The organism is Pseudomonas nitroreducens (assembly GCF_014204515.1).
Classification (GTDB): domain Bacteria; phylum Pseudomonadota; class Gammaproteobacteria; order Pseudomonadales; family Pseudomonadaceae; genus Pseudomonas; species Pseudomonas nitritireducens_A.
This window is the reverse complement of sequence record NZ_JACHLI010000001.1, coordinates 359,240-373,295: the sequence shown is the minus strand read 5'-3', so window position 1 is coordinate 373,295 and position 14,056 is coordinate 359,240. Positions and strand designations below refer to the sequence as shown.

The following is a 14,056-nucleotide window of genomic DNA, read 5'->3' as shown; positions in this document are numbered from 1 at the left end:
CAACGGGCTGCCCGGCGGAGTTTGTCGGCGCCAGAGGCCTTCAGGCACTCTTAGCCGCAGGAGGGGCGAACCAGGTGGCAGCCAGTTCACGGAACTTGGGCTCGATCTGAGCAGCTTGCGCTACGCCAGCAGCGACATTCTTGGTGTGCCCGCCCGCCTGGCCTTCAACCCAGTACCAGTTGCCGTACTCGACCATGGCGTCAATGGATTCGCCATCGGAGCCCTTCTTCAGCAGGTTCATGGCCGCGTTGACGTGGCAGCCAGCTCCCGGCACTCGGTTGTCGCCCAAGGCCTCCGAGAAATTGAGCTCGGTGCGCTTGTTAGCCGACTGGAAGTCCGGGTAGAGGGTCATGATCACCGTGGCGACCACCAGTGGGTGGCCGGGGTAGACCATGTGATCGTCGGTCAGACTGCGAATGATGCGGTGGCCTTCCATGTGCGTTCCCTTCTGCTGACGACCGCGCTGGCGGTCAGAGTTCGATGAATACGGGGGCGTTGACGTCGGCGACTGTGGACTCCGGGGTCTCGTCGTCCCAGCAACCACGCTCATCATCCCACGCCAGCGGGCTGATGCAACCAGCGGATTCGTGCTCCACTTCGCCGGCATCGCTCAGGGTGACGGCGTAGATGTTGCCATCACGCAGGAAGACAGCGCCACCGCCCGCCAGCTTGAGAGCCTTGCCGGGGTTTCCCTGGAGCACTGCGACATAGGCGTCTTGCAGAGCGTCGAAGGTCAGATTGCGCGAAGAGAGGTTCATGCCTGGCATCCCTGTATGGCTGATGGCTTGATCGGAGGTGTCTTCCCACTCGATCACGTTCCAGTTGTAGCTGATCTCGGACTTATCATCGGCAGTGCGCCAGGCGCAGTCGTCTTCTTCGACTTTGACCAGGCGCTCCTCGACGATCTTGTCTGAGTTCCAGTGCTTGAGGCGACAGCGCATCTCCTGGCCGGTGGCCGGTAGACGCTCGGTGGTTTTGATCCAGCTCATGCGGTTTTCCTGCACCTGATGCATGGAGTGCGGCCGGCGGCCGGGGCTGCCATTCGCTATGTATCTACATTGTAGATACATCAAGCCGAACTGGCAACGCCCTACCCGCCCTTTTTGCGGACAATTACCCCTTCATCAGAGGTCGAGTTCCATCACTGCACCCTTGGTTGCGATCTCGTCCGGGAGCATGTGCATGTACGGCCCCAAGGCCACCCCGCCCATGAGCTGCAGCAGGGCACTCCCTTGTTTCGCAGTGCGCACGAACTTCACAGCCTCAGCCGGCCCAGCGTGCAGTAGAAGCGCCTCCATCAAGATCATCTTGTTTCCACGGGCAGAGCTCTTTCGCTCGTAGAACGAGGCCAACGTCGTCATGACTTTGCCCAGGGGCATCCTGATGTCGACGTCGTCAAAGAGCACGATGTTGGGCTTCATCTTGTCCAGGATGACTCTGTAGTGATCCCGGCGCGCCTCGGCCGTATCAATCGTGCCGGTCTTGGTGTAGATGTTCATCCCAGGCAGCAGATCAGTTTTCGCGAACAGCTCAGTACGCGCCGCCTCCCTGCTGATGAAAAGGGTCTTTCCCTCGAAGACTGCGTCCGGAACGCCCAGGAGGTCTCTCCAGAGCGAAAACTCTTGCAGCGTGAGCCTTCGGTCGGCTTCCTCGTGGCGCTTGGTCACGACGCAGTGCTGAAGCAGCTGGCGCGGCAGGTATCTGCTCGCGTGCGCCATGGCTTCAGGCTCCCTGGAGATGATCCGGAGCAGGCCCGGCGCATACGAGGTGATGGTGAATCCCTTCGATTCGGTCTTGCGGAAATCCCCGAACCTGTCCGGCTCAGCCAGCATGAGGCCCATCGGGAAATACTTGCCGAGGAGAGTCTCCATCGATCCGACCACTTCGGCATCGGGAGGCTCCATGGAGAAGCCCTCCAGGAAGTCGATGCTAGTGCGGCACAGAACACGATCAGGTGCCGCCGCCAGGCCGAGCTTGGTGCATGTTGAGCCCATCGCAACCAGAAGCTCTCTGTCCAGGAGCTGCATGACATCGCCGCCGGCAGTGATATCGAACTCCAGGCGGACAACATCCTGCCCCGGCCCGGCTCCAGGGTCTGTAGCGGTACGCAGGCACGCGACGGCTTGGCGCGCCCTTGGCTCATCCAGGTAACCAAGATCGACGACGCATTTTTCAGCCTCCTCCGACACGATCAGGCGCGGCCTGGACTCGAAGGGAATCAGGCCCTGCGGGTACAAGGCGACCTGCATCGGAGAGGCCCAGCACAGCACATGCCGGTAGGCCTTGTTCTGGTGCTTCTCGAGGCCCTTGCGCAGCGCGATCAGCAGCTCCGGATGGCGGACATGATCCCCATCGAAGTCCGGCAGGTTAGAGGCCGGGATCGGCTCTCTGAAGTGCAACGGAAGGCCATTGATGGGCTGTACCTGCTCGTCCCTCAGCAGCTCAAAGAATGGCGAGCTGAAGTCTCCAGCCTCGTCTAGGCCGGCATCGTGGATCAGCTTGTACCAGCGATTGCAGTGAGAGACCCCATCAAATCGTGATGTCTGGGGGTGCCATACGCTCTGGGCACTGAAGGAATGACGCTCACCCTCGAACTCCAGGAAGTAACTCCCGTCGACAAGCTCTAGCTTGAGCTTGGATGGGGTCAGATCCTTCCAGTGCCCCTCCCCCTGAGTAACAACACCTGCCAGCAAACAGCGCAGCATGCTGTCTGCCGCCATGAACCGAACGCTCTGCACGCCAGTCTGCGCAATCGTCATATGCCCAGCACGTCCATAGCACGACCGGTAAGGGCAGCCTCACTGGCGATGTCCATGTACGGCACCATGGCATCGTCACCGAAGAGCTTGAAACACGCAGTCCACTGGTTCGCTGTCTTGCAGAATGTCACGGCCTCATCCACGGTCTTCTTGTTGCCGAGCCTCATCAGGATCAGCGACTCGGTTGGCTTGCCCTTTTTCTTGAAAACCACAGCAAGGCGCGAGAGTAGCTTGCTGTAAGGCATCTCGGTATCCACGCCATCGATCACTGCCGGCCCGTCCAGCATCGAGAAGATGAGGTCGCAGTGGCGAACCCTGTGCCTGAGCATCATCGTGTCGTCGTTGTCAGTGTGGATCTGGAATCCGGCAGGGAATCGAACACCTTCAGCGGCCATACGATCCAGGACTGCAGTGCTGACGAATACCCGCTTCGTCAGAAACTCCTCAGGCTTGAGCCCAAGCGACTCGCTGTAATAGCGCATCTCGTACCATTCCAGCCTATCCGAATGCTGGGTGTCCTTGCGATACAGCGTGCAGTGGCGGAGCAGCTTCATCGGAAGAGCCTGGTGTGCCAGCGCCCTGGCCGTGTTGTCCATAGAGATGGTCTTCAGCAGATCGATGGGCGGCATCATGAAGGTGGACATCGAAGGAGCATGGTGCTGCCAGTGCTTGCTGAATTTCGACTCGGTCATCATCAGGCGAAGCGGGAACACCTGCGCAACCTGACGACGCATATGCCCCAACTCATCTTCAGTCACGGGTGACATCGGGAAGTTCATCAGGAAATCGGTCGTTGTACGGCACAGAACGCGATCAGGGGTAGAGGCCAGGCCGTGTTGTACAGCGGGTGGCGCATAGGCGGCCAGGAGAGCGTTATCTAGCCCACCGCAGATTTGACCGTTCACGTTGTGGAGACCCGTGTGGATGTGCGTCACCTGCAAGTCGTCTTGCCCCAGGGTTTCCCCCGGCTGGGCCAGTGCGTCGATGATATCCAGGGCTTCCTGGCTGGTGAAACGCCCGAGCTTCAGGTTCTGACTTCTTGCCGCAAAGTCGACCGGCCTTTTGGCGTGCTTGATGGAGATACCCAGGCTCGGCTTGTAGGGTGTCAGGACACCTGGGAACTCTTCGACATGGCGCTGCGACGCCCAGCACAGAACGTGACGGAAAGCCTCGTTGCATGACTCCTGGCGCTTCTCATCAAAGGCCAGCACAAGGGCGGAGTTACGGACATGGCCGTTACTCAGCTCGGGATAGACCTCCGAGTCGAATCGGCCTCTGAAGTGTATCGGCATCGACTTCACGTTCTCGGTCTTGTAGGTGCACAGGATCTCGAAGAAGGGAGAGTCGAAATCGTTGGGAGCAGCAAGCCCAGCTTCGACAACCAGCTGGAACCACTCATTCCCGGCCTTTGCATTGGCAATGCTCGAAAGCAGAGTCCCAAACGTCTTGCTCAGGTCGATAGGCCTGGTCACCCCACCCACCGTGACGGTGAAGCCATCGTGCAGGCGCTGGATCTGCATGTCAGTTGGCCCCAGGTCTTCAAACACCTTGCGCGCTTCATCAGTGAGGCCCTGGAGCAGCAGGCGGATCAGGTTCGCGGACTTCTCAGCCTTCAGTTCAGGTGCTTCCAGGGTCATGGAAATCGACTCCAGCAGGGGTTGGCCTGGCGTAACAGTCTGGACGGCCCTGACGTCCTTCACCAGGTCATGGGGATACGCGATGGCGCTGACGATCTGTCCTGGTTTGAACGCAACAAACACCCTCCCTCGGTACTGGAAGCCAGAGCCTGGGTTCACGATGATCCCGTCATGCCCATCACGGCGCGCACGGGCAAAGATGACCTCCTGGTGTCTGTCCAGCCACTGATCCGGTGAGAAGGTGCCCTGCGCCGTCACGATCAGGGGATTCTGGAGCGAGAGGTAGACCGGGACGGTATTGGCCCCTCCTCTGCCGGCATCGCCCGGTGATCCAACGAATATGCCTGCAATTGGCGGTTGAGGCCCGCTAGCGTCGGTCATGCTGTAGGCATAAACGGCAGCTGCTTCCGGGGTCTCGATGAAGTAGAACGCCTTGGAGCTGACGTAGTTCTTCCCGATCATCTCCGGGTTAAACGACGGAACGTGCCTGTCGGTGCCGTGATAGACGACCAGCGGCCCGCCAAGTACATCGACCACCTTGCTGGCGCCGAACCAACGGCTGAAGTGTTCAACTTTCTCTAACTTATTCAACTGTAGTTCCATGTCCGCCTAAATCTCTGCTTCAAACGATAAGCCGTGGCGACACGCTTCCACTCCGTAAACAAACGGAAAAATAATCCGTCGCTATAGAACTTCCAGGTTGCGGCAATAAGCACAGCGTCAAGGATACTCTCCCAGCTGAAGCTATGGCCCATGAAGTGAAATAGCGTGACATGGGGCAGAATCAGCCTGCTCAACTCCTTCGCCAGATAGCTGCTGACCACCAAGGTGACGATGGTTACAACTGAGATCAGCAGGTGAACCCAGACTTTCGGCAGGAAAAAGCCTCGGTCACCATAAATTCCCACCAAGTCACTGCTACGAGCGGTGGAGTGAATGCCGAGAACAACATCATCACCATCAAGCTGCTGAAGTGCATCCAAGGAGTTCCCAGCCTGCTTCCGCAGAGTAATGGGGCGTCCTCCCACCATTATCGATATCGCATCCCCTGCAACAGCTTGAACATCAAGTTCCCCAACAATAATCATAGCTCCAACACTCCGGACATTTCCCTGGTCATGACCTCATTCGGAGCCAGGTGCATGTAGTCGCGCATGGCTTCGTGACTGAACACCTTGAACATGACTTTCCAGTCGGCTGACGTCTTCAGATCCTTAACAAGAGCGTCAACTCCACGGTGTTTCAGCAGTGCTATATGAACACAGACACTGTCCGTCTGGCCCGGCTTCAGCGAGAACTTCTTAAGCTCCTTCAAGACATCCCTGACCGGCTTATCCGAAGGCACGTTGTTCAGCGTGATTGGGCCAGCAGAAATCGAAAGAATGCGGCTGTAGAAAGCATGTCTGGCAGTATCAGCTCCAAGCTCACTGTTCACTTCAGCTGGAATTTTCACGCCGCAGATACTTGAGCCTGCAGCAATCATGATTCCCTTGAGTTCCATGGCCTCCAGATCCTCATAATCGATCTTGGCTTTCACAGGCTGATCTGCGAATCCAAGCTCCCTCAACCCTTCAAAATGCAGGGGCAGCATTCTGTTGTGCTCACCCTCCCCGTTGAAGCTATTTTCAATGAAGGTTCCAAGCAGCTTGGCAGGAAGGTAACGCCTGAGTCTGGCTGCGAAATCAGGACTTTTGGCGCTATCAGACGCAAGGTTCCGACCCAGATACGACTCATTGCTGATTGGCATGAGCAGAGCACTGACCGCCCTTGCCTGACCGTAATGCTGGTGCACCAGGCAAAGCGGGAAGTATTGCTTGAGTTTCCCACGCATAGCGTCGAGCTTACCTTCGCTGGGCTTAGTGCTTGGGAAGCTATTCAGGAACTCGGCCGATACAGCACAGAGCACCTTACCCCCCGTGAAGCCAAACCCTCTTCGCACAGCAAGTGATGCCTGCATGGCGAGGAGCATGCCGTCTTCGACATTCAGCCTGTTCGAAGGCAGAACCGAGACATTGAGACTGCGGACAGTCAAAGGCCACTCCGCTTCGTTACTCGATTCAACAGACACCGAGCTGGAATTGGAGCGAACACGCCAAAGGTTCTGCGCTGTGAACTCATCAAGTGGCTGTATTCTGGCATCCCTCAAACGATCCTCTTCGCTATTGGGAGTGCTGTCGTTTCGCTCCATCTGGTTGTAGGACATCTTCTGAACCGCCTTGAAGGGACGAAGGTGGTTAGGGAAAAGCTCCACCATGTCCGGAGTTGCCCAGCAGATAGTCTGCTCGTAGGCGCGCTTGAAGGCGCGAGAATCGATGAGTTCACCGATAGCGATTGCCAGCTCTGGCGCTTCCAAGACTCCCCCGCGAAGGAAAGGTATTTCTTCTTCCACGCAAGCCGGCCCGGATTTCACGAAGTGGATCGATGTTTCGCTGATTCTGTCCGGTTCGAGTAGGAGTGATAGCGCATCACCCCCGTCACTTTCGCCCAGGAGGCCTGACTCCAGCATGAGGCTAAACAACGAATCCGCCTGGTCGGCAGTGCCCAGCATTGAGAGGTAGTGCCCTATTCCCTTCCCGAGATTGAATCCTGCTGTGTCCAGCGGAACAGTCTTCTCCTCACCGACGATCTCGTACCTGGTGTAGGGCCCCGGAGGAATCTGAATGACCGCCTTGAAAGGGCCACGCCTGCCCCAGATCACACGAGCAAGCTCCTCATCACCGTACATAACGGCTCGAGCGAAAATGTACGGAAGATCTTCTGCGATCACACGATCAATGCAGAATATGTCGTCTTCACGCACACCGATTCGGCCACGGCCGTAACGCGCACGCTCTTGCTGCACCTGACGGGAAAACTCACTGGCATTCACGCAAATCACCTCCGGGGCATATCTCTCCCCAGTGTATTGGCTGAGCCGGCAAGGAATGAAGCGAAACCGGGCAGATCTGCTTCCTTTTCTGCCCAATTGCACGCCCTGGTACTGCGGAGGTTGTCCGGCGAAGCGCTACAGCTCCAGGACTTCACTCATCTGCTGCGTCATCGTGGAATCAGGTGCGTTGTGCATGTACGGCACCAGTGGGTCATGGCCCAGCCATTTGATCATCACGTTCCACTCGGACGAAGTACGAATCTTGGGTAGATACTCGCGCTCCAACAGCGGGACGATCCGTTCATCGCCGAAGAGCTTGCCTGCAAGTACCCAGTCCGTTGGCTTTCTGAGCGCCGGAAGAAGCTCCTCCGGCAGTCTCTGAAGCAACAGGGCCGCTCTGATCTGGATAGCCTGATCCTTGCTGCAGAGGACATCCTTGATACGTCTGAGCGCCCCGATGTGCTCCTCATTGGGTGCCCCTGTGTTCACGCCATTGAGAATGAAGCCGCCTTCCCCACCCAGCGAGGCAACCTTGGCGTAGAAATCACGCGCCAACCCCGGAAGCTTCCAGTTTTGATGAGGGTATTCGACGGTGATTTTCGACCCTGCTGGGATCTTTACCCCCCGTTTGGCCATCTCTTCGACCTGCACCGCTGTGAGCTCCGCACGAACAGGTAGATGCCCCAGACCGACATCGGCCAAAGTTTGGAATTCAGAGGGATGGAACGTCAGTGAACTACGTTGTAGACCATAAGCCTCACGGGCAAGGCGCTCGATCAACAAGTCGGGCAAGTACTGCTGAATCCTGCGCTGAAAATCAGCGCATTTACCGGCCGTTCGGATCAAATAGTTTCCTGAGAAATGATCTCTGTGGCGCGGGATCAGCCAGAGTGAACTCTCCGGGCCGAATGCGTACTCCATGTGGATGATGCCCAGCGGGAAGTAGTTGGCCAACCGCTGGCGCATCGCTTCAAGTCTCGACTCGCGGGGCGCAGCACTGACGAAGCTGGTGAGGAACTCTGGACTCGTGGCACAAAGCACCCTCCCTTGGTGAATCCCGAAGCCGCAGCGAATGGCCCTGGAGGCCTGGGCGGCCAGAACCAGGTCATCCACAAGGGAATTCTTGTCCTGGGGAGACACGTTGCACCTGAGCGTTTCGGGCACGAAGCTGTGCCAGATCATCAGAGACTTTCCATCCTCCAGACCCTTGATGCTACGCAGCAACCGCGCAGCCCCCTGCCTGAACACTTCGAGGGGCTCTGAAACTCTCTCGGTCACATAGTCTCCGGACTGAGTCGGCTCATCGACCAGGGCCCTGGCGAGCTTGTAGTCCAGCTCGAGGGAAACGCTGTACGGTCGCAGGTGATTGGGGAAGTCGTCGATCATGTCCGGCGTTGCCCAGCAGAGCATGTGCTCGTAGGCACGCATGAAGGTACGACTCTCCTGGAGCTCCGCCATGGCAATGGCCGCCTCCGGGTTTTCCAGCACGCCATTGCGCAGGAACGGCAGCTCTTCCTCAGTGAACTGAGGGCCAAGAGCACTGAAGCGCTGGGTTGCCTCGGAGATGCCGTCGGCGTCGAACAACAACGAGGCAGCATTGTCGATGTTGCCCTCCCCCAGGAGGCCAGACTTCAGGATCAGGCTGAACAGCTCCTCAGCATCTGAGGCGCAGCTCAACATCGCCAGGTACTGATCCTTCTTCTCGCTGATGTAGTTAGTTCCGCGAGTAGCCAGTGGCCTGGCCCCCTCTTCACCGAGGATTTCGAACCTGGTGGGCTCGCCGGGCAGCACTCTGATTTCTGCCTTGAAAGGCCCTCGGCGCTCCCAGAGGATCTTGGCCAGCTCCACGTCACCAACCAGGGCCGCTCGTGCAAAGGCACTGGCAAGATCAGCGTCTTTCAAGGACAAGACGGACTTCAGCTCCCAACCATCCACCTCGTGCCGACCGCGCCCTTTACTCTGGCGGGCCTCAAGCACGGTGTTCTGGAATACGCCATCGCTCACGGCTTAACCTCCGGGGTAATCACTTTTCCCAGTGTATTGTTGGAGGCTTACCGTGATGAAGGGTCAATGCGGTGGCAAAGATATTCGCCGCTCGGATAGACTGGACTATCAAGACCGAAGAGTAGGGAGTTCACATGGGCGGGAATGCACTAGCCGAGTTTGGCGCACGAAGAGTCTCGAAAGACGAGGCCAGCAAGCAGTATGAAATCGTGAGCCGCGTGATCGGCTCCCTGGCCGGTGCTGAACCGCCCTACCGCCACGAGATGGTGCGAGCTTACCGAGCCAAGAAGGACTTCGGTGATCTTGACGTACTGGTAGACCGGAAGCTGTTCGCAACCTACCCAACCGAAGAGATCTTGTCTGCGTTCGAAGCTGCGGTTGGTCAGAAACTCCCCTACCACAAGAACGGCCCATGCCTGAGTATCGGCCTGCCTTTGGACGAAGGTTACCTCCAGGTTGACCTGATCAGCAGCCCGGCACACGAGTTCGATTTCACCAGGGGCTACTTCGCCTGGAACGATCTCGGCAACCTGATGGGCCGCATTGCCCACAAGATGGGCCTTGTGCTCGGACACGACGCACTGAGGCTGCCAATCCGGGACAAGACCCACCTCTTCAAAGAGGTGGTGATCACCCGAGATTTCAACCAGGCCATTGAGCTGCTGGGTTATGACCCCAAGCGCTATAACGAGGGCTTCGACACCCTCCAGGACATCTACGAATTCGCAACCAGCACACCCAAGTTCGACCCGCAGATCTACGCCCTTGAGAACCGGAACCATACCGCTCGCGTCAGGGACAAAAAGCGCCCGGTCTACACCGCGTTTCTGACCTGGCTGGACGAGCACAAGGGCCAAGTCCCCGAGTTCCAGTGGAACGAAGACAAGTTGGTGTACCTTCCGGAAGTCTTTGCCAAATTCCCTGCCGCCGAGAAGGAATACAAGGCCGCCTACGAGGAGTATCACCGAAATAAGGCCATGGCCTCCAAGTTCAACGGGAACGTTGTGGCTGAGGTTACCGGCTACCAGGGTAAAGAGCTCGGGGAGTTCATTCAGCACTTCCGTAAACGCAACGCCGACCTGTTCGAGAGACTCGAAAGTCTGACTGACGAAGACATCCGCGAAGCCATTCGCGGGGAAAACAAGCGCTACAAAGCAGATACCGGCCCCAGCCTGGGCTGATGGTGAAACGGGGCCTTTGAGCCCCGTTTTCATTTGCAAGCAAAACGGGGTGCCCTCTTCTCATGCATCCTCCCATCTGGGAGGATAATGGTGTCTTAATCACATGTGCCCTCTACCATGCGCAGCCTGATCGTCTCGCTGCTGGCGCTTGCCGTCAGCTCTTCCGCCCTGGGCGATAGCCCGAAAGCCTTTGTCACCCTGAAGACCGGCGACATCGCCAAGACCCTGGTCGTCGAGCAGCGCGCCGACACCCAGATGGTCGAACTGCTGCAGCTCCCAGTGCCCCAGATGATCTGTGGCCAGGAGCAGGCGTCGAAGAAAGCAGAGCCCGTACCGGACGGACTGGCCCTGGCCGTGTACGCTGCGCAAATCACCGACGTCGGTATCGTGACCGGCCTGGCGGTGTCCGTCATCAAGGCCCAGACCATCCCGGCCAAGGCTGGCGACGTTTCCTGCACTTACGTCGCCGGCCAGCAGCAGTTCAACAGCAAGGTCGACCCTCACCTTCTCAAGTGGGGTGTTCCTGAGCAGATCGAGATGGGCGGTTACAAGGTGCAGGTGGTGGCCAGCAAGCCGGCCAAACCATGATCCTGCAATTTCTACCTAAAAGAGATTTCCGGGCGTTCTCCTGAGCCCCGGACTCTGGGAGAATCGGCCAGTTCGCCAACACGACACAGGCCTCCCCATGCGCATAGCTTTGCCCGCCCTCCTGGCAGCGGTGGCGTCATTCCCTGCCCTGGCCGACGATATCCTCACGTACAAGGTGAAGTTCGGCTACAAGCCCGACATCATCCTGGAAACCCGCCTCAAGCAGCCGGCGCCGTATACCGACCTGTGGGAGAAGCGAGACAACAAGTGCTCGCTGATCGACGCCGGCACCGGTCTGAGCACCACCGTGCAGTTCCCGGCAAAGACCGGCACCCATGTCCTGGTGCTGCCCTTGGAGGCCTCGGACGACGGCGTGAAGACGCTGATGACCTTCGAGACGCACAACGCCGAGAACCTCAAGCAGGTCGCCCTGGCGGAAGACTGCGAGGTGTACACCGGCCCGCAAACGGCCCAGGGACTGACCGTCAACGCCCGCATGAAGTGGGGCCAGCCCAGGTTGTTCATCCTGGAGGACGGTGAGGAGATAACGGTATCCGTCACTCGCGCTCCGGCCCCAGAACCCACCCCATCCAACTGATCACCAGGAAGACAACATGAAAAAGCTCATTCCCTTGTTACTGGCGCTTGCCACAGCGCCGGCACTCGCCGACGTCGAAAAGGCCCCAGAGCAGGACAAGGTCGCGGTGAAGTTCGAGTTCGAGAGCGGCTCCTCCCCAGAGGTGCACACCTTTATCGGGCTAATCTCACCCTACCAACAGATGGAAACCAAGAGTGCGCAATGCCTTCAGTGGGACGAGCTCCTGAAGACAACGCAGGAGCTCGAAACCAAAGCCAGGTCTGGATACTCCATCAACTTCCTCCCGGTGCGAAAAGTAGACGGCGGGCTTGATTCAGTTCTCACCTTTGAGACCACAGGTGGAAAAGATCAGGTGATCGCGGATGTTGCTCCTGGATGCAGCGTGGTTGTCGGCGAAGCAACAACACAGAGCCTTACTGCCCACACAATCCTCAAGCTGGGGAAATCAAAGGCATTCAAGATGCCTGACGGCCAGCTGGTGATCGTCACCCTCAAGCAGCTCGGAGAAGCCAAATGAAGCTCATCCTCGCCGTGCTCTTTGCCGGCCTGCTCCCCTTCACCGCCCAGGCTGCCAGCACCTTCGCACTGTCCGTGAAGGTCACCGGGCCGCAGAATTTCGCTTCCGAGCAGAAGATGATGATCAAGGACGGTGCGCCGTACCTGACCACCATCACCATGCCGCCCGTGGAGTGCAAGCACGTCGCGCCGCCGGCCGCTGGCAACTACCAGTTCGAATCCGTCCCGGACGGGCTGACAATGGCCCTGCAGCTCATGAAGGACACCCCGGAAGGCGTTGACCTGATGGTCGACACCGAGAGCTGGCTAGTGACCCAGCTGGGCGCCGAGCTGGAGCAGGATCGCTGCTACACCGACACCGGGGCGCGTGAGCGCAAGCCAATCCCCAGCTCGACCTGGCACATGCAGTGGGATAAGCCCAAATCGGTCACCCTGCTCAACGGCACCGTCATGACCTTCACGCCCAGCCGCACCATCGCTCTGGAGGACGGCAGCATGATGAAGATGAACCCCTACAGCGCCAAACCGGAGGTGACTCCATGATCGGCTGCGAAGAATAATCCCAGCACCATCGCAGGCGGCCTTAGGGCCGCCTCGTCGTTTATGGGCCCTGCATTTTCGCCAAAAAAGCACGCCAACCACCATGGTTGCAGTTTGACACCAAATCTATAGTGCTTTACATTGTCCGTCTGCACTTTACACCTCAAAGGACTGTGTGATGCTTGTTGAGCGCGCCGCCATCCGTGAATACAGCGAACAGCTTGGCCTGAAGGCCGAGGTTGCTATCGCAAAAGACCTCGATATCCCCGACTCGATCAACGAAAAGTTCAACTTCCACTGGATGGACGTCACCCTCCCCTCCAAGGAGAAGGTGCAATTGATCCTGGTGCTGACCGAGCGCAATGTCACTCCGACCGTGATGGAGCTGAAGGCTGACCTGGACGTGATCTCCAAGAAAGTCGGTCGCATCGCTGTGTTCGGTTGCTCGGGTATTCGGCCGGCGCAGCGCCGGAACCTGCTGGAGCAGAACGTCAACTTCATCGAGCCTGGCCGGCACTACTTCATCCCCGAGATGATGCTGGCGATGGTCGACGAGGCACGCAAGCGCCGGGAGGCACCGGAGAAGGTCAAAGCCCTCACTCCTGCTGCGCAGGCCGTACTCCTGGCCAACCTCTACGTGAAGCCGAAAGAAGATTTCCCCGGCCTGAAGACCCGCATGACCCAGCGCGATCTTCTGTGCGGCCTGGATTACAGCCGGCCTGCGATCAACAAGGCCACTGACGAGCTGGTGGCTGCCGGCGTCCTGCAAAAGCTCGACGACCGCCCCTACAACCCCGAATACTCGTTCGTTGGGGACAAAGAAGAGGTGCTGGCGAAGGCCTGGCCGCTGCTGTCCTCGCCGGTCAAGCGCACCGTGATGGTCTCTATCGAACTGAAGCCTTCGATGCAGCCTCGCATCTCCTGGGCTGGCGCCTCCGGCCTCGCCGAGCACATTGGCCTGGATCACCCGGAGCTGCCGGTGTTCTGCATGTCCCTCAAGGACTTCAACGCAGCCAAAACCGATGACGATTCCTGGATCACCACCGATCCGGCCCAGGCCAAAGCCTTCCTGCAGGTCTGGAGCTACGCCAGCCTGGGCCAGCAGCCCCAGGAACCGGACGAACTCTCACTGCTGCTCTCGCTCAAGGGCACACCCGAGATGCCGGATTACAGTGGCGTGAGCACGCTGACCGGGCATTTGCAGTGGTTCCGTCCTGAGGAAATCTGATCTCCGGAATGGAGGCCGGCTCGGAAGAATTCCGGATGCCCAAAATGCTTTCTGAGCGCGTCTCCCGAAAATGCATTTTGGGTATGATCCATACTCAGCAAACCCTCTAAATACCTGCATTTCACTAGCTCTGTTA

General features: G+C 58.3%; 13 protein-coding genes. 6 read left to right on the top strand and 7 right to left on the bottom strand.

The window, feature by feature from the left end; genetic code table 11:
- Nucleotides 1-40 precede the first annotated feature (40 nt).
- From HNP46_RS02350 to HNP46_RS02320, 7 genes are all read right to left on the bottom strand, one after another.
- Entirely contained in the window at nucleotides 41-436 is a 396-nt protein-coding gene (locus HNP46_RS02350) for a hypothetical protein (protein WP_184585996.1), read from the bottom strand.
- A gap of 34 nt (nucleotides 437-470) precedes the next feature.
- Nucleotides 471-989, bottom strand: coding sequence for a hypothetical protein (locus tag HNP46_RS02345; protein WP_184585903.1), 519 nt, complete (start codon nucleotides 987-989; stop codon nucleotides 471-473).
- 135 nt (nucleotides 990-1,124) lie between these two features.
- Nucleotides 1,125-2,759: a hypothetical protein gene (locus HNP46_RS02340; protein ID WP_184585902.1), complete on the bottom strand. Its 1,635-nt coding sequence runs from the start codon at nucleotides 2,757-2,759 to the stop codon at nucleotides 1,125-1,127.
- A complete protein-coding gene (locus tag HNP46_RS02335) occupies nucleotides 2,756-4,999 on the bottom strand; it encodes a hypothetical protein (RefSeq protein ID WP_184585901.1) in 2,244 nt (747 codons plus the stop codon). The genes HNP46_RS02340 and HNP46_RS02335 overlap by 4 nt, the downstream gene beginning before the upstream one ends.
- Nucleotides 4,984-5,484 (bottom strand): hypothetical protein, encoded by a 501-nt coding sequence (locus tag HNP46_RS02330; protein ID WP_184585900.1) that lies wholly within the window; start codon nucleotides 5,482-5,484, stop codon nucleotides 4,984-4,986. The genes HNP46_RS02335 and HNP46_RS02330 overlap by 16 nt, the downstream gene beginning before the upstream one ends.
- Nucleotides 5,481-7,265 (bottom strand): hypothetical protein, encoded by a 1,785-nt coding sequence (locus tag HNP46_RS02325; protein WP_184585899.1) that lies wholly within the window; start codon nucleotides 7,263-7,265, stop codon nucleotides 5,481-5,483. The genes HNP46_RS02330 and HNP46_RS02325 overlap by 4 nt, the downstream gene beginning before the upstream one ends.
- A gap of 135 nt (nucleotides 7,266-7,400) precedes the next feature.
- Nucleotides 7,401-9,269 carry a hypothetical protein gene (locus tag HNP46_RS02320; RefSeq protein ID WP_184585898.1) on the bottom strand — a complete coding sequence of 623 codons (1,869 nt, stop codon included), beginning with the start codon at nucleotides 9,267-9,269 and terminating at the stop codon, nucleotides 7,401-7,403.
- 134 nt (nucleotides 9,270-9,403) lie between these two features.
- On the opposite strand from HNP46_RS02320, the gene HNP46_RS02315 reads away from it, so the two are divergent.
- The 6 genes from HNP46_RS02315 to HNP46_RS02290 all read left to right on the top strand — a co-directional run bounded on the left by HNP46_RS02315 (nucleotide 9,404) and on the right by HNP46_RS02290 (nucleotide 13,920).
- Nucleotides 9,404-10,450 carry a hypothetical protein gene (locus tag HNP46_RS02315; protein WP_184585897.1) on the top strand — a complete coding sequence of 349 codons (1,047 nt, stop codon included), beginning with the start codon at nucleotides 9,404-9,406 and terminating at the stop codon, nucleotides 10,448-10,450.
- 117 nt (nucleotides 10,451-10,567) lie between these two features.
- Nucleotides 10,568-11,038 (top strand): hypothetical protein, encoded by a 471-nt coding sequence (locus HNP46_RS02310; RefSeq protein ID WP_184585896.1) that lies wholly within the window; start codon nucleotides 10,568-10,570, stop codon nucleotides 11,036-11,038.
- A 97-nt stretch (nucleotides 11,039-11,135) separates the two neighbouring features.
- Nucleotides 11,136-11,636, top strand: a complete 501-nt coding sequence (locus HNP46_RS02305; RefSeq protein WP_184585895.1) for a hypothetical protein — start codon at nucleotides 11,136-11,138, stop codon at nucleotides 11,634-11,636.
- A 16-nt stretch (nucleotides 11,637-11,652) separates the two neighbouring features.
- Nucleotides 11,653-12,153 (top strand): hypothetical protein, encoded by a 501-nt coding sequence (locus HNP46_RS02300; RefSeq protein ID WP_184585894.1) that lies wholly within the window; start codon nucleotides 11,653-11,655, stop codon nucleotides 12,151-12,153.
- Nucleotides 12,150-12,695: a hypothetical protein gene (locus tag HNP46_RS02295; RefSeq protein ID WP_184585893.1), complete on the top strand. Its 546-nt coding sequence runs from the start codon at nucleotides 12,150-12,152 to the stop codon at nucleotides 12,693-12,695. Before HNP46_RS02300 ends, HNP46_RS02295 begins: the two co-directional genes overlap by 4 nt.
- A gap of 175 nt (nucleotides 12,696-12,870) precedes the next feature.
- The gene (locus HNP46_RS02290) at nucleotides 12,871-13,920 is read left to right on the top strand and encodes a hypothetical protein (protein WP_184585892.1); all 1,050 of its coding nucleotides are present in this window, start codon (nucleotides 12,871-12,873) and stop codon (nucleotides 13,918-13,920) included.
- Nucleotides 13,921-14,056 lie beyond the last annotated feature (136 nt).

Excerpts from the sequence above, each read along its gene's own strand:
- HNP46_RS02350 (WP_184585996.1), bottom strand. The coding sequence starts at position 436 with ATGGAAGGCCACCGCATCATTCGCAGTCTGACCGACGATCACATGGTC.
- HNP46_RS02345 (WP_184585903.1), bottom strand. The coding sequence starts at position 989 with ATGAGCTGGATCAAAACCACCGAGCGTCTACCGGCCACCGGCCAGGAG.
- HNP46_RS02340 (WP_184585902.1), bottom strand. The coding sequence starts at position 2,759 with ATGACGATTGCGCAGACTGGCGTGCAGAGCGTTCGGTTCATGGCGGCA.
- HNP46_RS02335 (WP_184585901.1), bottom strand. The coding sequence starts at position 4,999 with ATGGAACTACAGTTGAATAAGTTAGAGAAAGTTGAACACTTCAGCCGT.
- HNP46_RS02330 (WP_184585900.1), bottom strand. The coding sequence starts at position 5,484 with ATGATTATTGTTGGGGAACTTGATGTTCAAGCTGTTGCAGGGGATGCG.
- HNP46_RS02315 (WP_184585897.1), top strand. The coding sequence starts at position 9,404 with ATGGGCGGGAATGCACTAGCCGAGTTTGGCGCACGAAGAGTCTCGAAA.
- HNP46_RS02310 (WP_184585896.1), top strand. The coding sequence starts at position 10,568 with ATGCGCAGCCTGATCGTCTCGCTGCTGGCGCTTGCCGTCAGCTCTTCC.
- HNP46_RS02305 (WP_184585895.1), top strand. The coding sequence starts at position 11,136 with ATGCGCATAGCTTTGCCCGCCCTCCTGGCAGCGGTGGCGTCATTCCCT.
- HNP46_RS02300 (WP_184585894.1), top strand. The coding sequence starts at position 11,653 with ATGAAAAAGCTCATTCCCTTGTTACTGGCGCTTGCCACAGCGCCGGCA.
- HNP46_RS02295 (WP_184585893.1), top strand. The coding sequence starts at position 12,150 with ATGAAGCTCATCCTCGCCGTGCTCTTTGCCGGCCTGCTCCCCTTCACC.
- HNP46_RS02290 (WP_184585892.1), top strand. The coding sequence starts at position 12,871 with ATGCTTGTTGAGCGCGCCGCCATCCGTGAATACAGCGAACAGCTTGGC.